The sequence below is a fragment of the Arcobacter sp. CECT 8989 genome (assembly GCF_004116715.1).
In the GTDB taxonomy this organism is placed as follows: Bacteria; Campylobacterota; Campylobacteria; order Campylobacterales; family Arcobacteraceae; genus Halarcobacter.
Window position 1 is genome coordinate 131,271 of record NZ_PDKE01000005.1, and the last position, 20,628, is coordinate 151,898.

The following is a 20,628-nucleotide window of genomic DNA, read 5'->3' on the forward strand; positions in this document are numbered from 1 at the left end:
AAAATATTTGTATTTATAATTTAAAAATTGAATTGTAGTAAATAAAAGTTAATAATAGTTAAATAAAGTGTGTACTAAGTGGGTTTTACCCACCTAAGTACTTCTCTCTAATCTCATCAGAGTCGATAAGTTCAGCCCCAGTTCCTTCTAAAGCAATTTCTCCATTTTCTAAAACATAAGCATAATCAGAAATTTCTAAAGCAGCAAAAGCATTTTGCTCTACTAGTAAAATAGTAATTCCTTCATCTCTTAATCTTTCAATTGTTTTGAAAAGTTCACCAACTATCTTAGGAGCAAGACCTAATGAAGGTTCATCAAGCATAAGAAGTTTTGGAGAACTCATTAAAGCTCTTGCAATAGCAAGCATTTGTTGCTCTCCACCAGACATAGTTCCTGCTAATTGACCTTTTTTTGTAACAAGTCTTGGAAATAGTTCAAACATATGTTCTTGAAGTTTTTCATAGTTTTCATCATTATTAAAAGCACCCATTCTAAGGTTTTCTTCAATTGTTAAGTTCTGAAAACATCTTCTTCCTTCAGGAACTAAAGCAATATTACTCTTAATAATCTTATGAGTTTTCATTTTTGAAATATCATCATCTTTGAAAATAATCTCACCAGTTTTTTTAACATCATTTACAATTGACTGTAAAGTTGAAGTTTTTCCTGCACCATTACTTCCAATTAATGAAACAATTTGTCCCTCACCTACTTCAAACTCAACACCTTTTACAGCATTGATTAGTCCATAATAAACTTTTAAATCTTTTACTTTAAGCATGTTTAAAATCTCCAAGGTAAGCTTTAATTACTTCTTCATCTTTAATTGCATCTTTAATATGACCCTCAAAGATTGTTTTTCCATAGTCTAAAACCATAACTCTGTCACAAAGTTTATTTACAAACTTCATATCATGTTCAATTAATAAAATCGTTACATCAAACTCATCTCTAATTTTAAAGAAAAGTTCTGCTAACTCATGTGTCTCTTGTGGATTCATACCTGCTGCTGGTTCATCAAGAAGTAAAAGTTGAGGAGAAGCAGCTAATGCTCTTGCAATCTCAACTTTTCTTTGCTGTCCATAAGATAAGGCTGTAGCCATTTCATCTGCAAACTCAGCAATTCCTAAAACTTCCATAATCTCAAAAGCTCTTTTTTTAACTCTTTTTTCTTCTTTAAAAAACCTTGGCAATCTAAAAATTGCTTCAAGATATGAGTACTCTGCTTGATAATCAAAACCAATTAAAATATTATCTAATACAGACATAGAGTTAAAAAGTCTAATATTTTGGAATGTTCTTGCTATTCCTCTATGTACAATTTTATAAGGCTTTATTCCATCAATTCTTTGTCCATGAAACTTAACTGCACCTTCCGTTGGCTCATAATTTCCAGTAATAATATTAAACATTGTAGTTTTACCAGCACCATTTGGACCAATTAAACCATATATCTCTTTTGCATTTACATGGAAAGTTGTATCTTTTATAGCAGTAACTCCACCAAATTTTTTAGTTACATTTTGTACTTCTAAAATCATTTGTTACCACCTTTTTTCTTTTTAAACAACTTAAAGTCAAATAGCTCTTTTTTACCAACTAAACCTTCTCTTGCAAATAACATTACAATAATTAAGATTAGTGAGAATACAACCATTCTCATACCAGGTGTTCCTTCTGTTTCGAAACCAAATAGGTTCATTGGTTCGTCTAAGAATCTCATCCATTCTAGTCCTGCCATTACAAAGATTGTTCCTAAAATTGCTCCTGTTGTAGAACCAAGTCCGCCAAGAACAATAATAATTAACAGTTGGAATGTTAAGAAGAATGTAAATAAATCAGGACTAATAGATGTTAATAATGCAGCTAATAATCCACCACCTACACCTTCAAAGAATGCAGAAGTTGTAAAAGCATAAGTTTTAATTTTAAAAGTATTTACACCCATAGCCGTTGCAGCATCTTCATCATCTCTAACTGCTTTCATAGCACGTCCATATTTAGAATAAATAATATTTAAAATAGCAAGAACTGTGAAAATAGCAATACCACCAGTCCAATATAGGTTTGAATACTCAGGAATATCATTCATTCCTAAAGAACCATTTGTAATTTGTGGATTATTAATTGCTAAGATTTTAATAATGAAACCAAAACCAAGCGTAACAATTGCAAGATAATCCCCTCTTACTCTAAATACAGGAAATGAAAGAGCTAATGCAACTAAAGCAGTAAAACAACCAGCTATCAATAAAGCCCAAGCAAAATCAGCTTGTAAAGCTAAAACCCATTCAGATGGATCTTCAATATCATATTGATAAAGCATAGTATCAGCATCAACAATTAAAATAGCTGTAACATATGCACCAATTGCAACAAATCCATTTGGTTCTAGTGAAAACTGTCCAGTTACACCATTAATTAAGTTATATGAAACTGCCAATATTATAAAAATTGCAACATTGTTGATAATTCTTACTGTATAAGGGTCGAAAGTAACTTGTGCAAAATGAGTAAACCATATTGCAACAACTATTAAAGCTAAATTTATTAATCTTTGTTTTGTAAAAATTGAATCTTGTACCATGATTAAAACCTACTCTTTTCTAAGTCTTCACCCATAATACCTGTTGGTTTAAAGATTAATACAAAAATTAAGAAAATAAATGCAAAAGCATCTTTATATCCACCAAGTTCAGGCCAAAATGCAATAACTACAACCTCAGTAAATCCAATAATAAATCCACCTAAAACAGCACCTGTAACAGAACCAATCCCTCCTACAACAGCTGCAGCAAAGGCTTTAAGTCCTACTAAAACTCCCATCATAGGTTCAACAGAAGGATAATTTACAACCCAGAAAATCCCTCCAACTGCTGCAAGTGCAGAACCAAGTGCAAAAACAATAGAGATAATCATATTTGCATCAATTCCCATCAGGTTTACTGTTTTGATATCAAAAGATAAAGCTCTAATTGCCATACCATATTTTGTTCTATATAATACATATAAGATACCCAATAATAAAATTAAAGTTACAACTGGAACCATGATAGAAGAAACAGTAAATGTAATTTGAGCTACATTAAATACATGTTCCATATACTCAGGAACAGGGAAAGCTCTAGGTACTCCTCCTGCAAAAACAGTAAAGGCATTTTCTAAGAAAAATGAAATACCAATTGCTGTAATAAGTAATGAGATTCTTGGCGCATCTCTTAAAGGTTTATAGGCAATTTTATCTGTTAAAATACCTGCAAGTGCTGATAAAGAAACAGCAATAAGTACTGCAATAGGAAATGGTAATCCTAAAACTGCAATACAAGTATAACCTAAAAAGGCACCTACCATCATAATATCTCCGTGTGCAAAGTTGATAAGCCTTAGCACACCATAAACCATTGTATAACCAATTGCAATAAGGGCATACATACTACCCAAACTGAAACCGTTAACCATCTGCTGTATAAACGTTGTTATGTCCATTCTTTTCCCCGATTAATTTTCATAAATACAATAAAAAAAGCAATCCTACTATTACTTTTTAATTACTTTTTTTATTCTAAAAAAAAAGCCTAGCAATTGCTAGACTTTTTAATTATTTTGATTATGGATTTACAGTAGCTTTAAACCCTGCTTGACCATTTCTAATCTCTTTGATAACTGCTGATCTTGTAGCGTTACCTTCACCATTGATAGTGATTTTCCCCGATACACCATCAAAGTTAGTAGTCTTTTTAATTTCATTGTTAACACAAATTGAATCAGATGGATCTTCACATCTGTTCATTGCATCAATTAAAATATTATATGTATCTGCTCCAAGTGCTGTAAATGAGTTAACCTCTTTTTTGTTAGTCTCTTTTTCATGAAACTTAATAAAGTCAGCTGAAGTTTGTGATGGAGGGTTTGTATAGTCAAAGAAGTCAGTAAACATATAACCTTCAACAGACTCACCACCTAAATCAATAAATGTTTGATTTGCAACACCATCACCAGAGAACATTGGTTTATTTAAACCTAATTGCTTAGATTGTCTTGCAATCATAGAAGCTTCTGGGTGGTATAAAGGTAAGAACATAAAGTCAGGATTTAAGTTCTTGATTTGTGATACTACAGCTTTAAAATCTTTGTCACCTGATGTAACTCTAATTTTTTTAAGTAGTTTTCCACCATTGTCTTTAAATGCTTTTTGGAATGCTTTTGCTAAACCTAAAGAGTAAACTTGCGCTTGGTCAACAATAACTACAGCTGTTTTGTAACCTTGCTCTTTTGCATAGTTTGCAACAACTTCACCTTGGAAAGAGTCAGTAAAACAAACTCTATTTGCAAAAGTTCTTCTTGCAGTTAATTTGTCATTTGTAGCAACTGAAGCAATAACTGGTACTTTTTTCTTATCAGCAATTGCAATAGTTTGAGCAGTATTTGTAGAAGTTAATGCACCTAAGATTGCAACAACTTTATCAGAAGCGATAAGTCTTGTAGTAGCATTTGCTGTCTCTACTTTATCACCTTTGTTATCAATTAATACTAATTTAACAGTATCCCCATTTTTTAATTTAGGCTGTAATTTGTGTGCTAATTCAACACCTAAATTTGTTACTTGTCCATAAGCAGCTAATGGACCAGACATAGGCATTACTGCACCAACTTTAATCTCCTTTGCCATTGCAATTCCAGCAGTTAACGCTGAAGCAAGAGCTAAACTAATTACTTTTTTCATACACTCTCCTTAAAAAAATTACTTAATACCTTAGCATAAAAAACCAAAAAGTTTTTGATAAAGTGTATAAAAAGTGTATAAATTATATAAAAATTGTTAAATTACTTAACTCATCTCCAAACTCATTAAATACATATCCTCTCCATCTATCACTTTTACCTGTGTTGAGTTACATTTTGGACAGGCAAATTCGTTCTTTTCTAGAGTTGATTCTTCATCACAGGATAAGCAAGCAATGACCACTTTTTGGTGATTTATAATAAACTGTGCATTTTCACAAACAGTCTTTTCTTTAAAAGTATCAAAAGCAGTTTGTAATAAATCAGGTTCAACCCCTGATAATACTCCAATTTTTACTATAACTTTTGTTACATTTTCAGACTCATTTTGTCTTGCATGCTCTTCACAAGACTCTAATAATGATTGAACAATTGAATACTCATGCATTTTATAATTCCTTTAATCTTTTTAAACTATCTTCATGTTCTTTTTTATATATAAACTCTTTTCGTAAATTATGAAAAGAGCTTTCTTCATCCCAAAACTCTAGATACATTCTTTTTAGTTCTTCTTCTTTTAACTTTTCTATTGATGTTTCATTCTCATATAAAAAGTCTTTTTTCTTATCAATAAACTCTTCAAAACTATCTTCATCACTTAACAAGTTTTCACAAAACTCTTCAAGACTTTTATCATAGTTTTCACTTTCAAAGACCTCATCAATCATTCCAATACTTTTTGCTTTTCTACTACCTACAGGAATACATTTTTCTAAAATATTAGAAGCTATTTCTTTATCAACTCTTTTATAAAAACTAAAGGTGTGATATTCACTTCCACTTAAGCCCATTGTTTTATAGTGTGGATTAAAAACTACACCTTCTCTTGCAAGAACATAATCACAAGCAAGACCTAAAAATACTCCCCCTGCTCCTGCATTTTTAGAAAATGAAGCAACGGTTATAATATCTTCTGCAAATAAAACTGACTTAACAACATCATTCATAGCATTGATATTACTCCATCCATCTTCTCCTTGTTTTTTACTATCTTCAAGGATATTTAGATGTATTCCATTTGAAAAGAACTCTTCCCCACCCATTAAAACTAAAACTTTACACTCTTCTTTTAAGTAGTCAACAGCATATTTAAGTCTTATAGCTTGTTCAGAATTCATTGCTCCATTGTGAAAATCAAAATGTAAATATGCCACTTCATCTTTTCTTTCTACAAAGATTTCATGAAAAGTCTCTCTTTTTTCTTCTAAAATAAGTGGAATTCTTTGCTCTTTTACACCCTTGATTTTATCTTTTAAAACATAAGTAGCAGGAAGTTTAAAACTATCTTTTTGCTTTAAATGACTTACCCAAATAGCTCCATCAATAGTACCTACACAAATAGCTCCATCTCTTTTTGCAATTATCTCTTTAGGTTTTCCTCTTAGAGTATTTTCTTTACAAACTCCATACATATAACAAGTAATACCAAAAAACTCTTCCTCAACTCCAGGGTAAGAGTCACTCATATTGATTTTTTTGATTATTACATCTACACTATCTTTTTGCCAATCTATTTTTCTATTGCTTTGATTTAGTCTTTGATGTATTTCATTTTTTATTTGAGGAGTTGCTTTAAAACTTTGATTAGAGAAGTTTTCAAGAAGCTCTTTTAAAGCCTTTGAAGTAGCATTACAAACTTCATTTCTATAAATAGACCCTTTACTTGCTTTTCTCATAGGGAAAGTAGCAGATGCATAAATATCTCCAGCATCTAACTCTTCATTTGCTTTAAGTATCACTACTCCCCATTGCTCTTTTTCATCATTTATCGCATGGTCTAAAGATTGATGACCTCTATCTCCAATAACTCCAGGGTGCAAGATAAATGTAGGATAATTTAAAGTTATTTCATTTGAAAGATACTCTTTTAAAAAAGGAGAAAAGATAAGTATTGGATTAAACTCTTTTATTTCTTCTAGTAGGTTTTTTTGAGAAGATAAACAAATAGCTACTTCATAGTTCAACTCTTTTAATTCAGTATATACTCTTTGAGACAAAGAATTAAAAGAGCTAATAAGAAGTAGTATTTTCATTTATTCTCTTAGCAAATTCTTGGTAGTAACTCACCAGTTGGTAACTCTAAAAATCTTTTTGTTCCCCAAGCAGAGTTTAATACAACTTTTCCAATATGCTCAGCTGATACAGAACCTATGATTGAAGCAGTTTCATTTGTTTGTTTTAAAACTTCTAAAGCTTTTTGTGCATCTTCATTTTTGATAGCAAGTACAAATGTTCCTTCATTTGCTAAAGCCATTGCTTCAAAACCAAGTAATTCACAAATACCATTTACCTCATCAGAAACTGGAATAGAAGCTTCTTCTACTTCGATACAGATATTTGATTGTTTTGCCCACTCATTTAAAACAGCACTAACTCCACCTCTTGTAGCATCTCTTAAAGCAGTAATTTTAATACCTGCATCAATTAAAGCTTTTACTTGTGGATAAAGTGAAGCACAATCAGACTTTAGGTTTGTATTCATATCAATACCTTCTCTGCTTGCAAAAATAGTTGCGCCATGAGCTCCTATATCACGACTAACTAAAATTGTATCTTCACTTGTGATATTGTTTGAAGAGATTCCTTTGTATTCAATCTCTCCAATACCTGTTGTGTTTATAAAAATTTTATCTACACTTCCTTTTGGAACTACCTTTGTATCACCACTTACAACAACAGCACCATTTACTTCAAGCTCTTCTTTCATACTTCTTACTATCTTATCTAGGACTCTTTTATCAAGTCCCTCTTCAATAATAACAGAGCAAGTTAAGTATTTAGGTTTTGCACCCATCATAGCTAGGTCATTGCATGTTCCACAAATAGCAAGTTTCCCTATATCTGCTCCATTGAAGAAAAGTGGACTAACTGTAAAAGAGTCAGTAGAAAAAGCTAAGTTACCATTTTCAATAACTGCTGCATCTTCACTTTTGTCTAAAATATCATTTTTAAAGGCTTTATAAAAAACTTTTGAAATAAGTTCGTTGTTTTCTTGTCCACCGTTTCCATGGGCTAAAGTTATTGTTTTCATTTTTTTCCTTATTTCAAGAGATTACCATATTTGTAGTATGCCGCACATGCACCTTCACTACTCACCATACAAGAACCAATTGGACTGCTTGGTTTACAGGCAGTACCAAAGATAGTACACTCAGGAGGACTAGCCATCCCCCTTAAAATATCTCCACAAATACAAAGTTTATGGTCTTCTATTTCCCCTATAGGTAAAATATCTTTATAAATAACCTCTGCATCATATTTAGAGTATTCATCTCTTAATTTAAGTCCAGAATCTTTGATATTTCCTAAACCTCTCCATTTAAAAAGACTTATCTTTTCAAAGTATTTATTGATTAACTCTTGAGCTTTGATATTTCCATCATAAGAAACTAATCTTTTATACTCAATTTCAAGCTCACATCTTTTTTCAATAAACTGCTTAACAATCATAGAAATTGACTGCATAACATCTACTGGTTCAAAACCTGCAACTACTACTGGCTTATTATAATCTCTTGGGAACTCTTCATAGATTTTACTACCACTTATAACAGAAACATGAGAAGGTCCTAAGAAAGCATCGATTTGATGATTATATGAATCTACATGCTCATCTCTACTATCAATTAACTCTCTCATTACTTCAGGAACTGTTACATGATTTATATGAAAGAATATATTTTCGATATTTTGTTTTACAACTGTATCAATTAAAGCAGCAGTCATAGGCGTAGTTGTTTCAAAACCTATTGCAAAAAATATTACTTTTTTACTAGGATTTTCTTGTGCTATTTTTATGCACTCAAGTGGTGAATATACAAACCTTACATCAGCACCTTTACTTCTTGCATCTTGTAAACTTCCATTACTTCCTGGAACTTTTATCATATCACCTAAAGTTACTAAAATAACATCTTCTTGTAATGATAAAATATATGCATGGTCTATTCTTTCCTTTGGCATAATACAAACTGGACAACCTGGACCATGAATAAAGTTAATATTTTCTGGAAGTAATTGAGGTATTCCATACTTCATTATTGTATGAGTATGTCCACCACATACTTCCATAATATTTATTGGCTTTTCTAATTTTTTAGCATCTTCTTCAATGATTTTTTTGTAAGCTTTTATTGTATCAGGGTCTCTAAACCCATCGTATAAATCTTTTAGCTTTAATTCACTCATTTTAGCCTCTATTTGGACAGGCATCATCTTCTAAAATTGCTTGCCTACGCTCTTCTTCTTCCATCTTTTCAATTATCTCTTTATAAACTTCCAAGGAAGCTAAAGCATCTTCTTCATCGATTTTATTCATTGCAAAACCGATGTGTATTAAAACATAATCTCCAACTTCAACTGGCTGGTCAACTAACTCTAAAGAAGCTTGTCTTTCAACACCCATAGTATCTACAGTTGCTACATTATTCTCTTTATCTATCTTTGTGATTTTTGATGGTATTGATAAACACATATTTCTATCTCATTTTTCTTTTAAAATTAATCCACTCAACTACTGCTTTTAAGCTATCTTCATCTTTTGTAGAAACTTCTAAGATATCAACATTTGGTTTTAGTTTTCTAGCTACTTCTTTCTCTTTTTCTAAGTCATACTCAAAATAAGGAAGTAAATCTACTTTTGTGAAAAGGATTAAATCAGCAGCTCTAAACATCACTGGATATTTAGCAATTTTATCTTCACCTTCTGGAACTGAAACAAGTACAATATTTAAGTGTGTTCCCACATCATAAGATGCTGGACAAACTAAGTTTCCTACATTTTCTACAAAACATACATCTAAATCATCTAAAGGCATATCATGTAAACCTTTATGAACCATAAATGCATCTAAGTGACAGGCACTTCCAGTTTGTATTTGTACTGCTTTAATTCCCTTGGCTTCTAATCTTTCAGCATCTTTATTTGTCTCTAAATCACCTTCAACAACTGCAAAATTAAAATCTGTAAGAGGTGCTAAGTGCTCAAGTAAAGTTGTTTTTCCACTTCCTGGACTTGACATAAGATTGATACCTAAAACATTTTGCTTATCAAAGTGTGCTCTATTATGAGCTGCTTCATGGTCATTTTTATCTAAAATCTTTTTAATAACTGCTACTGTTTTACTATCATTTAACTGTGGATTATGATGTAAAGTATCATGGGCAGCTTGGTGAGAAGCTGAATCTGAATGATGATGATCGTGTGAGTGATCATGGTCATGATGGTGGTGGTCTGTTATGCTACATCCGCAATCTGTACACATTTTTATTCCTTTTTAATGAACGTTCATTTATTATTCTTTTAGCAGTTTATTTATAGCAAACTGAAATTTAGCTAACGAGTATGTTCACTTATGTACTTTTAGGACAAAAATAGTAGAATTGTTACCATGATAAAAAGATGCCCATATTGCAATAACAAACATTTATATGATTTACAAGACAATTACAAGAAATGCTCTTCTTGCAAAAGAAAGTTTTCCCTAAAAAAACTTCAAACAGATATAACTGTAATCGAGTTTTTCTGTAACCAAGTTAGTGCAAATAGATGTGCCAAACTTTTAAATGTAAACTATAGAACAATCAAAAATAGATACAATCTTTTTAGACAACTTATTGCAACCCACCTTGAAGATGTTTATCAATCTTCTATCAAAGATAATAGTTCTTATGAAGAGTTTTATTACTTTACAGATAAACAAAAAAAAGATAAACAAAAATCTTTATACAATGCTATAAATATTATTGGCTTTTATTCAAATGATAGAATTTATACTCTTCTTATGCCTAAACTTCCTATTTATAATAGTGAACATGATAATAAAACCTTTGAAAACTATCTAAGATGGCATAGAATATTCTCTATAGATTCATACTGCACTCCTCTAAATATCTTTTGGAAATACTTAGAAAAAAACTTACGAAAATACAAAGGTGTAAATGAAGAAAACTTTTTTTACTATTTAAAAGAGTGTGAGTTCAAGTTTAATTATTTGCAAAATGAGCAGATTAAGATACTAAAAAAACTATATTTTAATTAGTACACTTAATTTCCACTATAAACAAAGTATAATTAAAAAACTATATAATTTCACAAAATAAAAAAGGAAAATAAATGCTTAGTAGTGCTTTAGGGCGATTTAGAGTAATTTCAGCTATTGAAGGTCTATCATTTTTAGTTTTAGTATTTATAGCAATGCCTATTAAATATATTGGTGGTGATCCAATTCCAGTTAAGATTGTAGGAATGACTCACGGAATATTATTTATCATTTTTATGATTTCACTTTTTGAAGCTAAAATAAAACAAGAATGGGATACTGGATTTGTATTTCAACTGTTTGTTTTATCATTAATTCCATTTGGTGCTCTTCTAATTGAAAGAAAAGTAAAACCCCTTCAAATCAATAATTAACCTACATAATTATTACATAATAAAGCCATTTTAAAAGTGGTTTTATTATTTATTTGTTATTTTTATAATATATTTTAATATTTAATATAAATACTACTTATTTTTAAGCTTCTTCTATCTTCTTTTAATTATTATTTCATTTTTTTATTAACTAATTTGATATTCATTATCAATTAAATACTGGAGTAAAAATGAATAATTTTTCAATCAAAAGAAAACTTACTATCTCTTTTTCAATTATTGCACTTCTTGTAATACTTGTTAGTTCATATAGTATTTTTGGAATTGACAAATCTATTAATGGTTTTAGAGATTATAGAGCTATGTCAAAAGAGACTCAAATTGTAAGTCAAGTTCAATCAAATATGCTTATTTTGAAAATGAATGTAAAAGAGTTTATAAATACTGGCTCTCAAAAAAATATTGATGAGTTTATGGATTACTATACTATAAATGAAAAGTTTGTAAAACAAACAAAAGCCTTTGTGCTAAACAAAGAGAGAAAAGCTTTAATAAGCAAAATAGAAGAAGACTTAGCAAACTACAAAAATCACTTTGCAGATGTAACTATTTATATGAGTCTAAGGGATGAATTATTTTCAAACTTAGGTGCTTATGGTAAAAATATTGAGTCTTTATTAACTTCAATAATTACTGATATGAAAAATATTTCTAATGAAAAAGTAGCCTTTGAAGTAGCGCAAGATATTAGAATTTTATTATTAGCAAGACTTCATACAACTAAGTTTTTAATTTCAAGTAGTGAAAAAGACAACTTAAATGCAAGAAAAGAGTTTGCAACTTTAAAAAAAGAGATTGCTTTACTTAGAACACAAATTTCAAACACTAAGCAAAAAGAGAAACTAGAAGAAGCTATTAAGTTTATCAATTTTTATGTAAGTGATTTAAAAAATATTATAGAAGCAATTAAAACTACAAATAGTTTTATTGCAAAGATGGATATTTTAGAACCTTCAATTGCAAATAATGTAGAAAAAATAAAAGAGCTAGTAAAAAATGAACAAACATTAGTTGAAAAAGATGTTTCTTCAAATAACAGCTTAGTTCAAATTGTTTTAATTATTGTTTCTATTTTAGTCTTAATTTTCATTTCTACAATATCTATTTTTATTCCAAAAAATATTAGTAATGAATTATCACAATTTCAAGAAGGACTATTAAACTTCTTTAAATATGTAAATAGAGAGATTTCTGATATTGAATTATTTAAAAGTAACTCAAAAACAGAGATTGGTGCTATGAGTCAACTTGTTAATGAAAATATCATCAAAACTAAAAAAAGCCTTGATGAAGACAATAGAATTATCCAAGAAACAGTTGCTGTATTAGGAGAGTTTGAACAAGGTGACTTATGCCAAAGAATTACAACAGAAGTTTCTAACCCATCATTAAACAAACTAAAAGATGTTTTAAATAACATGGGAGATACTTTAGAACATAATATTGATAATATTTTAAATGTATTAGAAGAGTTCTCCAACTATAACTATCTTAAAAAAATAGATACTCATGGAATCAAAGAACACTTAGAAAAACTTTCTGGTGGGGTAAATGAGCTTGGTGTATCTATTACAAAAATGCTAATTGAAAATAAAAAGAATGGGCTTATCTTAGACGATAGTTCAAAAACTCTTTTAGAAAATGTAGAGATTTTAAATATAAGTTCAAATGAAGCGGCAGCATCACTAGAAGAGACTGCTTCATCATTAGAAGAGATTACAAGTAATATAACACTTACAACAAATAAAATCTCGCAAATGAATGACTTAACTACAAGTGTAACTGCTTCTGCAAATCAAGGTGAAAGTTTAGCACTTAAAACAAATCAGGCTATGAGTGAGATTGATGAGCAAGTAAACTCAATCAATGAAGCGATTTCAGTGATTGACCAAATTGCATTCCAAACAAATATTCTTTCACTAAACGCAGCGGTTGAAGCTGCAACTGCTGGTGAAGCTGGAAAAGGTTTTGCAGTTGTTGCAGGGGAAGTTAGAAACTTAGCAAATAGATCTGCTGAAGCTGCTAAAGAGATAAAAACTTTAGTTGAAAATGCAACACTTAAAGCAAATGAAGGGAAAGATATTTCAAATCAAATGCAAGAGGGTTATGTAAATTTAAAAGAGAATATTACTCAAACAGTTGAACTTATAGAAGATATTTCAAATGCCTCAAAAGAGCAACAAATTGGAATACTTCAAATTAACTCTGCTATTAATTCTTTAGATGAACAAACACAAAAGAATACTTCTATAGCTAATAAAACAAAAGATATAGCACTAAATACTTCAAATATTGCAAATACTGTAGTGAAAAATGCAGATGAAAAAGAGTTTGAAGGTAAAGATGAAATAAAAAAAGATATAAATAGTTAGAGAGTCTAACTATTTATATTAAAATACAAAAGAGATATCTGTAATTGAGATATTATAGATATTTACTTTTACACCTGCATTATCTAAAATACTATATGAAATAATTAACTCAGAAGGATTCGCAATCTCTTCGTTTAACGCAACAAACTCTTTATACTTTTCAAAATCAATAATTGAGTAAATAAACATTGCTTTTTCTTTAAACTTTTCATTGTTTATATATCTGTCATATACTTCTTTATATGCAGTCTCATCATATTTATCATAGAAGTTTTGTTTATACATGTTTTCACAGTACTCTGCTCTATCAAACTCTTCTGTTCCATATTTTTGATAATCTTTGTGAATAATAGCTTCTAAGTCAGGATGAATTTCAAAAAAATTATATCTTGAGTATCCATCTTCTTTTGAGATTTCATTTGTTGTTTTTATCATTTTATTTCCCAGTTTTACTTATAAAAAAAGCAGAGACCTAAGCCTCTGCTTTTTATTTTTGTTATTGTACATTCTTTTAGATTAGAATTTAAAAATTCCTGTCTCATTTAAGATAACAATAATTAAAGCGAATGGAATAACAAATCTTACCATGAAGAACCAGAACTTAGTTAAAAACTCTCCCATTAAAGGAACAAGTTCATTTTCAATCTCTTTTCTATCCATGTAGTGTCCAATGAAGATAACAACTAAGATTCCACCAATTGGAACTAAGATAGTTGAACAAACAAAGTCTAACCAATCAAATAGACCTTTTTCTCCAATTTTTAGAACTTCTGAATATCCTTCGATATTTGATAATAATGCTGCAATACCTAATACATAGAAGAAGATACTACAAATAACTGCTGCTTTGATTCTTGAATAATTAAATCTATTTTCAAAGTACTCAACCATCGGCTCAAGCATTGAAATAGCAGAAGTAATACCAGCAAATGCAATTGCAATAAAGAACAGTAATGCTAAGAATGAACCAATTGAACCAAACTCATAGAATACTGATGGTAATGAAATAAATACTAATCCAGCACCTTTTGTTGACTCTGCACCTTTATCAAATAACAGAGTAAAGATAATAAGACCTGCAACAATTGCAACCATAGTATCAATAATAGAGATTAAAATAGATGATTTAACAACGTTACTATCTTTTGGTAATGAAGCTGCATAAGTTAAAATAATACCCATACCTAATGATAGAGTATAAAATGCTTGTCCAATTGCAACAACAACTGCTTCAGATGATAACTTAGAAAAATCAGGGTTAAACATAAAAGTAAATGCTTTTGAGAAGCTATCTACATTGATTGAATACACAAGTAAAATTGCTAAAATAATCCCTAATAATGGCATTAAAATCTTATTGATTTTCTCGATACCATCTTTAATACCTCTTAAAATAATTGCAGTAACTAATACAAATACAACAGTATGATACATAAGTTGAGTTTGAATATCTGTTGTTAATAAAGACATGAAAATTTCTGTAGACTGCTCAACTGTTGAAGGTAAGCCTTGTACAGAAATTGCGATATAGTGGAAAATCCAACCAATTACAACTGAATAATAAGCAAGAATAATTAATGGTACAATAATAATAAAACCAGCATATTTCCACAACTTCTTATGCTTTGTTGCTAAAGTTTCAAACATAGTTACAGCATCACTTCTTCCAAGCTTACCAATAACTAACTCAGAAATAAGAACAAATACACCAATAAAAAGTGCTGTAATTAAATATACAAGTACAAATGCACCACCACCGTACTCACCTGTTACGTATGGGAATTTCCAAATATTCCCTAAACCAACTGCTGAACCAACTGCAGCTAAAATAAATCCTAGTTTACTAAATCTTGAACTAATCAATAGCCTCTCCTTAATCAAAGCAAAGATTCTATCAAAACTTAAGTTAAATAAACTTGTGACTTTTATGTAATTTTTTGAAACTTTTTGGAATTTTACAATAAATTGTAAATTTGACCAATTGAAATACCACCATCATTTAAAGGTACTTCTTTAGAATAAAAGTATTTTATCTTCTCTTTTTTTAGTTTTTTACAAACTAACTCTAGTAATGTTTTATTTTGAAAAACACCACCACTAAGAACTACTGGTAGTTCTTTATGTTTTTTACTTATAAATAAAATGATTTCAACAAGAGTATTTATAAACTTAGAACAAATAGTTTTTATATCTTTTTCTTCTAATATTTGTTTTATCATAAGTGATAAATCTATCTCTTTATCAATAACTTCAAAATCAAAACTATCAATTATAGTTTCATCATAGTTTTGTTCAATTGTAAGTCCAGTCTCACCTTCAAAACTCTGAATATGAATAAGATTAGCTAAAGAGGCAACCGCATCAAAAACTCTTCCCATAGAACTTGTAAGAGGAGTATTTAAACCTTTTGTCCAAACCATATGAAGCATTTTTATTTCTTGTTCACTAAACTGCTTTATAACACTAGTTTCTAAAGATAAAACCTCTTCTAGACTAAACTTCTCAAATAGTAGTGATAAAGCAACTCTTTTAGGCTCTTTTACTGCTTTTTCACCACCTAAAAGCTTAAAATACTTTAGATGATAAGCTCTTTCATAGCTTTTGTTATTACAAACAAAAACTTCTCCACCCCAAATATTTCCATCATCTCCATATCCAGTTCCATCAAAAGAGAAACCAAGAACTTTTTCTTTTAACTTATATTCTGCCATTGTAGATAAAATATGAGCATAATGGTGTTGCACAAAAACAAGCTCTTTGTTTAAACTCTTTGCAAACTTTGTGCTCTCATAATTTGGATGTTTATCACAAACTATTACATCAGGTTCAAAATCATAAAAGTTTTTAAATGTCTCTATAGTCCTTGTAAAATACTCCATTGACTCAATTGAGTTTAAATCTCCAATATGAGGAGATAAAATAAGATTATCTTCAAAAGCTAAAGCAATGGTTGATTTTTGATTTGCTCCAAGGGCTAATATTTTTTTAGAAACTTTTTTCTCTAACTTTAAAGAAGTAGGAGCATAGCCTCTAGCATTTCTAAGTTTAGAAATCTCATCATTTACAACTTGAATAACAGAGTCATCACAAGCATTTACAATATCTCTATTAAAATCCAGTACAAAATCTACAACATTTCCAAGCTTTTCTAAAACTTCATCTTTATATCTTATGATTGGCTCATCTTTTAAATTTGCACTTGTTGCAACTATTGGCTTATGTAAAAACCTAAAAAGAAGATGATGCAAAGGAGTATATGCAATAAAACACCCTAGCCTATTTATATTTGGTGCAACACTATTTGATAAATTACTTTTAGTTTGTTTTTTAACTAAAACTATTGGTTTCTCTTTTAAAGTTAAAAGCTCTTCCTCTTTTTTTGTTAAAGAGGTATATTCTTTTATTTGCTCTATACTTTTAAACATCACTGCAAAAGGTTTTGAAGGTCTATTTTTTCTTTGCCTTAAAGAATCTACAGCTTCATCATTTGTTCCATCACAAATTAAGTGAAAACCTCCTAGACCTTTTATAGCTACTATCTTTCCATTGTTTATTAAACTTGCTACTTCTTTTATAGCTTCCAAAGAAAAAGAGACTTCTTTATTGTTTTTATCATAAAGTTTAACTTGTGGTCCACACTTTTCACAAGCAACAGGTTGAGCATGGTACCTTCTATTTGTTGGGTCATCATACTCTTTTTTACAAGCTTCACAAAGGATAAATTCTGCCATTGAAGTATTACATCTGTCATAAGGAACTGTTTTAATTATAGAGTATCTTGGTCCACAATTTGTACAGTTTGTCAAAGCATAGTCTGCTCTAAAATTTGACTCATTGTTTATGTCATCAATACAATCTTGACAAACTGCAATATCAGGACTTATGATTGTTGATTTGTTATTACTTGTTTCACTTTTTTTGATTTCAAATTTTGTATATATGTTTTTTGAGTTTAGTTCTTCTATTTCGATAGAGTCTATTTTTGAAAGAGGTGGCGGGGTTTCTTTTAACTCTTTTATAAAGTTTTCAATATTCTCTTTTGATGAGTAAAGAAGTATATTTACTCCTTTTTCATCATTATTTACCCAACCATGAATAGAGTATTTTAAGGCTAAATTAAAAACAAAAGGTCTAAATCCAACTCCTTGAACAATACCTTTTACTCTTATCTTATATATTTGCATCTAACCTCTTTATTTATCTATTACAAACTCCCTATTAAAATGGATTTTGTAGTTCTTTGTAATATTTTTAAAAACTAATTTAGTAAATATATCATATGTAAACATATCACCACATAAACTTACACCTTCAACTTCATAAAGGTCATTTACCGTATCAACTTCACTTGCTATAAAACTTGCTAAACTATCTATAAAACCTAAAGATAAAGTAACTTCATCAACTCCAGCAAGTTTAAAACTCATAGCTGATTTAAACATAGAAACATAATCAAACTCTCTTAATGAAAGCTTCTCATTCTCTATCATTTTAAAATCAACTCTTGGTCCTTTTTCTAAATGACAATTTTGTGCGTTTGTTAAAATATCATTTTTAAAACCTAAAATCTCTTTTGCTACTTTAAAATATGATAAAAATGATTTTGTTTCAATTGACTCTAAATCAAAAGATAAAGAGTTTTCATACTCAAGTGAGAACTTCTCTTTATAGTTTTCTAAAAGTCTATCTCCACTTTTTGATTCACTTATTTGTTTATATAATTCATTCATATCTGTAGGTAAAGAAAAGTTTGTTGAAATATCAACAAAACCATTTAACTCTTCAGAATAAAAAGTAAACCTATCATCATTTTTTGTTGAGATATAAAAGTTTAAAATAGCTTTATCAAAAAGCATATTTTCAGATAATACAGTCATAAACTGAGCTTTATTTTTCTCTTCAAATCTATTATAAATAACATCAAGATTTTTTGAGTAAGTATTTGAAGAAAGAATAAATTTTCTATTTTCACAATACATTATTTTAGGAATATCAATATTTACACTATCTTCAGTTTTTATATCTAAAAAAGAATCATAAGAAGCGTTTTCTTCTTCTATTTGTAAAAAGTCTATTTCATATTTTTCAAGCTCTTTTGAAAGTAAATAAAGAGTTAAATCATTTGCAACTCTTATATCTATATACTCTTTAGAGATTTTTTCTTTCATCTTATAGATTTCATTTACCCTAAAAGTTATAAGAGGTTTTTCAATACTTGCTAATGCTACTATTGATTGTTTTTCTTCAACAACTAAAGATGAGATATTTTTTAAGTTTGTACATAAAACTGTTTTACTCTCATCCAAAGAATTAAGTCTTTGAAAAACAAATGTCCCACTAATTGTTTTTATTTTGATTTTTTTATTATCATTTATTAAAGAGGCTAATTTTTCAAAAAGCTCTTTTGAAGAGTTCTCTTCTTTTTCATCTAATAAAAATGTTGCATTTTCAAATGTCTTACAGTCCTTGCAGAACTTAAAAGCATTATAATAGTTAGCATTTGTTTCATCCTCAACTTGTTCTAAACAAGTAGGACAAAAAGAGTTTAATGCTTGCTCTTCAGCTTTTACACTTTCAAGCTTTGGCATAGTTTTTACAACGTCAACTTCAAGTCCTTCATAGTAGATTGACATTGGTAGATATTTAGATAGATTATTTGATAACTCTTCTAAAACTTCCTCTTTTGCTTCAACTAATAAATAAACATGCTCCAAATCCTGCAAGATTTTATATTCACACTCATAGTTTTCTATAAACGAGTGTAAAATATTTACGTAAGTTTTATTTGTAGCTTTATATTTAAACTTAAATTTTAGGACCATTTATAATATCTCTTTTAAAAGAAACTTGAGCAATATGCTCTATTGTTGTTTCATTTTTTATTTTTGTTTTAATATCTAAAGTATCAAGGTGTTTGACTACCACATCCTCCATTAGCTTGACGGCACTAATTATCTCTTTACTTAACTCAAACGTAGTATCATCAGCTACTCTTTTAGGAATAACTCCCAATACATTTGTTTGTGGTAAATCTTTATTCATATCAATCATATTTAGTGTTTGAAGCATCTCTACTTCATGGGCACTTCCTTGCCAATTGATATGTGATGGAGCCTTGTGATAGTCAAAGAAATAAACATCTCCTGGTTTTGAGTTATCTGCATCAATACAATCAACTACAATAACCTCATCATACTTTACAATTTCAGGAATAAGCCTTTGAGCCAAAGTTCCACCATCAACAATACTAACAGTAGAATCTTTTGATTCAAACTCATATTTTTCATCTAAATAGTGAATAAAGTGAGCCCCTATTCCTTCATCTTGGAATAGGATATTTCCTATTCCTAATATTAAAACATTCATTTGTGATCATCTTCCCATTTATATCCAGAAATAATAGAATCCATCGCACCACTTTTCCCATATACAGAGTTAAAGATTGCAAGATAGATATGCACTGGTAAAAAGATTATAAAAAACCACATTGCTATATGATGAAGTTCTCTAACCCAAGCTAGACCTCCCATCATAACCTCTAAAGGTCTTAAATAGTCATATAAAAACCCACCTAAACCTTCATGGTAAACATGAATATGTAGAATTAAACCTGTAACACAAATTACAATTAATGTAATATAAACACCTAAATAAGCAACAAATTGTAAAGGATTATATACCCCTTTTAATCTTGCGTGTTTACCTATTAACATATAATATTTAACTTGTTTTACCCAAACCTTTGGATTTATAAAATCCCAAAAAGAGACTCTTTCTATCTTACTTTGTTTATCAAATAAAAATAGATAAAACTTTCCAATTGTAACTGCAATTAAAAGGAAGCCAAAAATAATATGCCATGATCTCATTAAAGCATATAAATAGTTATTTGGTTCTCCTTGATTTAAAGCTGGTGCTATAAAAGGAATAGCAATATAAAACCCAGTGAAAGTAAGAACCACAATAGCAATAGCTCTTACCCAGTGAGTAACTCTAACCCAAAATGAGAACTCATAATGTTTTTTAATCATGACTACT

Annotated in this window: 20 protein-coding genes; 3 read left to right on the plus strand and 17 right to left on the minus strand. The window is 29.4% G+C overall.

What is annotated here, in order from left to right:
• Window positions 1-85 precede the first annotated feature (85 nt).
• The 11 genes from CRV02_RS06595 to hypB all read right to left on the minus strand — a co-directional run bounded on the left by CRV02_RS06595 (window position 86) and on the right by hypB (window position 10,046).
• Window positions 86-781: an ABC transporter ATP-binding protein gene (locus tag CRV02_RS06595; RefSeq protein WP_129089663.1), complete on the minus strand. Its 696-nt coding sequence runs from the start codon at window positions 779-781 to the stop codon at window positions 86-88.
• Complete coding sequence (locus CRV02_RS06600) at window positions 774-1,541, minus strand: ABC transporter ATP-binding protein (protein ID WP_129089664.1); 768 nt, start codon at window positions 1,539-1,541, stop codon at window positions 774-776. The genes CRV02_RS06595 and CRV02_RS06600 overlap by 8 nt, the downstream gene beginning before the upstream one ends.
• Window positions 1,538-2,587 (minus strand): branched-chain amino acid ABC transporter permease, encoded by a 1,050-nt coding sequence (locus tag CRV02_RS06605; RefSeq protein ID WP_129089665.1) that lies wholly within the window; start codon window positions 2,585-2,587, stop codon window positions 1,538-1,540. Before CRV02_RS06605 ends, CRV02_RS06600 begins: the two co-directional genes overlap by 4 nt.
• Before the next feature lie 2 nt (window positions 2,588-2,589).
• Window positions 2,590-3,486 carry a branched-chain amino acid ABC transporter permease gene (locus CRV02_RS06610; protein WP_129089666.1) on the minus strand — a complete coding sequence of 299 codons (897 nt, stop codon included), beginning with the start codon at window positions 3,484-3,486 and terminating at the stop codon, window positions 2,590-2,592.
• Between the two features lie 121 nt (window positions 3,487-3,607).
• On the minus strand, window positions 3,608-4,723 hold the full coding sequence (locus CRV02_RS06615; protein ID WP_129083154.1) for an ABC transporter substrate-binding protein: 1,116 nt from the start codon (window positions 4,721-4,723) through the stop codon (window positions 3,608-3,610).
• Between the two features lie 105 nt (window positions 4,724-4,828).
• Window positions 4,829-5,170, minus strand: a complete 342-nt coding sequence (gene hypA, locus CRV02_RS06620; RefSeq protein WP_129089667.1) for a hydrogenase maturation nickel metallochaperone HypA — start codon at window positions 5,168-5,170, stop codon at window positions 4,829-4,831.
• Between the two features lies 1 nt (window position 5,171).
• Complete coding sequence (locus CRV02_RS06625) at window positions 5,172-6,815, minus strand: enoyl-CoA hydratase-related protein (protein WP_129089668.1); 1,644 nt, start codon at window positions 6,813-6,815, stop codon at window positions 5,172-5,174.
• Between the two features lie 8 nt (window positions 6,816-6,823).
• The gene (hypE, locus tag CRV02_RS06630) at window positions 6,824-7,813 is read right to left on the minus strand and encodes a hydrogenase expression/formation protein HypE (RefSeq protein WP_129089669.1); all 990 of its coding nucleotides are present in this window, start codon (window positions 7,811-7,813) and stop codon (window positions 6,824-6,826) included.
• An 8-nt stretch (window positions 7,814-7,821) separates the two neighbouring features.
• Window positions 7,822-8,970 (minus strand): hydrogenase formation protein HypD, encoded by a 1,149-nt coding sequence (hypD, locus tag CRV02_RS06635; protein WP_129089670.1) that lies wholly within the window; start codon window positions 8,968-8,970, stop codon window positions 7,822-7,824.
• Window position 8,971: 1 nt separating this feature from the next.
• Entirely contained in the window at window positions 8,972-9,256 is a 285-nt protein-coding gene (locus tag CRV02_RS06640; RefSeq protein WP_129008052.1) for a HypC/HybG/HupF family hydrogenase formation chaperone, read from the minus strand.
• Window positions 9,257-9,260: 4 nt separating this feature from the next.
• Window positions 9,261-10,046 (minus strand): hydrogenase nickel incorporation protein HypB, encoded by a 786-nt coding sequence (gene hypB, locus CRV02_RS06645; RefSeq protein WP_129089671.1) that lies wholly within the window; start codon window positions 10,044-10,046, stop codon window positions 9,261-9,263.
• 126 nt (window positions 10,047-10,172) lie between these two features.
• Here hypB and CRV02_RS06650 point away from each other — a divergent pair, with 126 nt between their 5' ends.
• The 3 genes from CRV02_RS06650 (at window position 10,173) to CRV02_RS06660 (ending at window position 13,590) form a co-directional block, all read left to right on the plus strand.
• Entirely contained in the window at window positions 10,173-10,823 is a 651-nt protein-coding gene (locus CRV02_RS06650) for a hypothetical protein (protein ID WP_129083148.1), read from the plus strand.
• Between the two features lie 74 nt (window positions 10,824-10,897).
• Complete coding sequence (locus CRV02_RS06655) at window positions 10,898-11,197, plus strand: DUF3817 domain-containing protein (RefSeq protein WP_129089672.1); 300 nt, start codon at window positions 10,898-10,900, stop codon at window positions 11,195-11,197.
• Window positions 11,198-11,388: 191 nt separating this feature from the next.
• On the plus strand, window positions 11,389-13,590 hold the full coding sequence (locus CRV02_RS06660; RefSeq protein WP_129089673.1) for a methyl-accepting chemotaxis protein: 2,202 nt from the start codon (window positions 11,389-11,391) through the stop codon (window positions 13,588-13,590).
• A gap of 18 nt (window positions 13,591-13,608) precedes the next feature.
• Here CRV02_RS06660 and CRV02_RS06665 read toward each other — a convergent pair whose 3' ends face one another.
• From CRV02_RS06665 to cybH, 6 genes are all read right to left on the minus strand, one after another.
• A complete protein-coding gene (locus CRV02_RS06665) occupies window positions 13,609-14,025 on the minus strand; it encodes a hypothetical protein (RefSeq protein ID WP_129089674.1) in 417 nt (138 codons plus the stop codon).
• A gap of 81 nt (window positions 14,026-14,106) precedes the next feature.
• On the minus strand, window positions 14,107-15,453 hold the full coding sequence (locus CRV02_RS06670) for a sodium-dependent transporter (RefSeq protein WP_129089675.1): 1,347 nt from the start codon (window positions 15,451-15,453) through the stop codon (window positions 14,107-14,109).
• A 92-nt stretch (window positions 15,454-15,545) separates the two neighbouring features.
• The gene (gene hypF, locus CRV02_RS06675; RefSeq protein ID WP_129089676.1) at window positions 15,546-17,774 is read right to left on the minus strand and encodes a carbamoyltransferase HypF; all 2,229 of its coding nucleotides are present in this window, start codon (window positions 17,772-17,774) and stop codon (window positions 15,546-15,548) included.
• A gap of 9 nt (window positions 17,775-17,783) precedes the next feature.
• Entirely contained in the window at window positions 17,784-19,412 is a 1,629-nt protein-coding gene (locus CRV02_RS06680; protein ID WP_129089677.1) for a hypothetical protein, read from the minus strand.
• Window positions 19,396-19,956: a HyaD/HybD family hydrogenase maturation endopeptidase gene (locus tag CRV02_RS06685; RefSeq protein WP_129089678.1), complete on the minus strand. Its 561-nt coding sequence runs from the start codon at window positions 19,954-19,956 to the stop codon at window positions 19,396-19,398. Before CRV02_RS06685 ends, CRV02_RS06680 begins: the two co-directional genes overlap by 17 nt.
• Window positions 19,953-20,621 carry a Ni/Fe-hydrogenase, b-type cytochrome subunit gene (cybH, locus tag CRV02_RS06690; protein ID WP_129083140.1) on the minus strand — a complete coding sequence of 223 codons (669 nt, stop codon included), beginning with the start codon at window positions 20,619-20,621 and terminating at the stop codon, window positions 19,953-19,955. Before cybH ends, CRV02_RS06685 begins: the two co-directional genes overlap by 4 nt.
• Window positions 20,622-20,628 lie beyond the last annotated feature (7 nt).

Coding starts and splice junctions, on each gene's coding strand:
- CRV02_RS06595 (WP_129089663.1), bottom strand. CDS start 781: ATGCTTAAAGTAAAAGATTTAAAAGTTTATTATGGACTAATCAATGCT.
- CRV02_RS06600 (WP_129089664.1), bottom strand. CDS start 1,541: ATGATTTTAGAAGTACAAAATGTAACTAAAAAATTTGGTGGAGTTACT.
- CRV02_RS06605 (WP_129089665.1), bottom strand. CDS start 2,587: ATGGTACAAGATTCAATTTTTACAAAACAAAGATTAATAAATTTAGCT.
- CRV02_RS06610 (WP_129089666.1), bottom strand. CDS start 3,486: ATGGACATAACAACGTTTATACAGCAGATGGTTAACGGTTTCAGTTTG.
- CRV02_RS06615 (WP_129083154.1), bottom strand. CDS start 4,723: ATGAAAAAAGTAATTAGTTTAGCTCTTGCTTCAGCGTTAACTGCTGGA.
- hypA (WP_129089667.1), bottom strand. CDS start 5,170: ATGCATGAGTATTCAATTGTTCAATCATTATTAGAGTCTTGTGAAGAG.
- CRV02_RS06625 (WP_129089668.1), bottom strand. CDS start 6,815: ATGAAAATACTACTTCTTATTAGCTCTTTTAATTCTTTGTCTCAAAGA.
- hypE (WP_129089669.1), bottom strand. CDS start 7,813: ATGAAAACAATAACTTTAGCCCATGGAAACGGTGGACAAGAAAACAAC.
- hypD (WP_129089670.1), bottom strand. CDS start 8,970: ATGAGTGAATTAAAGCTAAAAGATTTATACGATGGGTTTAGAGACCCT.
- CRV02_RS06640 (WP_129008052.1), bottom strand. CDS start 9,256: ATGTGTTTATCAATACCATCAAAAATCACAAAGATAGATAAAGAGAAT.
- hypB (WP_129089671.1), bottom strand. CDS start 10,046: ATGTGTACAGATTGCGGATGTAGCATAACAGACCACCACCATCATGAC.
- CRV02_RS06650 (WP_129083148.1), top strand. CDS start 10,173: ATGATAAAAAGATGCCCATATTGCAATAACAAACATTTATATGATTTA.
- CRV02_RS06655 (WP_129089672.1), top strand. CDS start 10,898: ATGCTTAGTAGTGCTTTAGGGCGATTTAGAGTAATTTCAGCTATTGAA.
- CRV02_RS06660 (WP_129089673.1), top strand. CDS start 11,389: ATGAATAATTTTTCAATCAAAAGAAAACTTACTATCTCTTTTTCAATT.
- CRV02_RS06665 (WP_129089674.1), bottom strand. CDS start 14,025: ATGATAAAAACAACAAATGAAATCTCAAAAGAAGATGGATACTCAAGA.
- hypF (WP_129089676.1), bottom strand. CDS start 17,774: ATGCAAATATATAAGATAAGAGTAAAAGGTATTGTTCAAGGAGTTGGA.
- CRV02_RS06680 (WP_129089677.1), bottom strand. CDS start 19,412: ATGGTCCTAAAATTTAAGTTTAAATATAAAGCTACAAATAAAACTTAC.
- CRV02_RS06685 (WP_129089678.1), bottom strand. CDS start 19,956: ATGAATGTTTTAATATTAGGAATAGGAAATATCCTATTCCAAGATGAA.
- cybH (WP_129083140.1), bottom strand. CDS start 20,621: ATGATTAAAAAACATTATGAGTTCTCATTTTGGGTTAGAGTTACTCAC.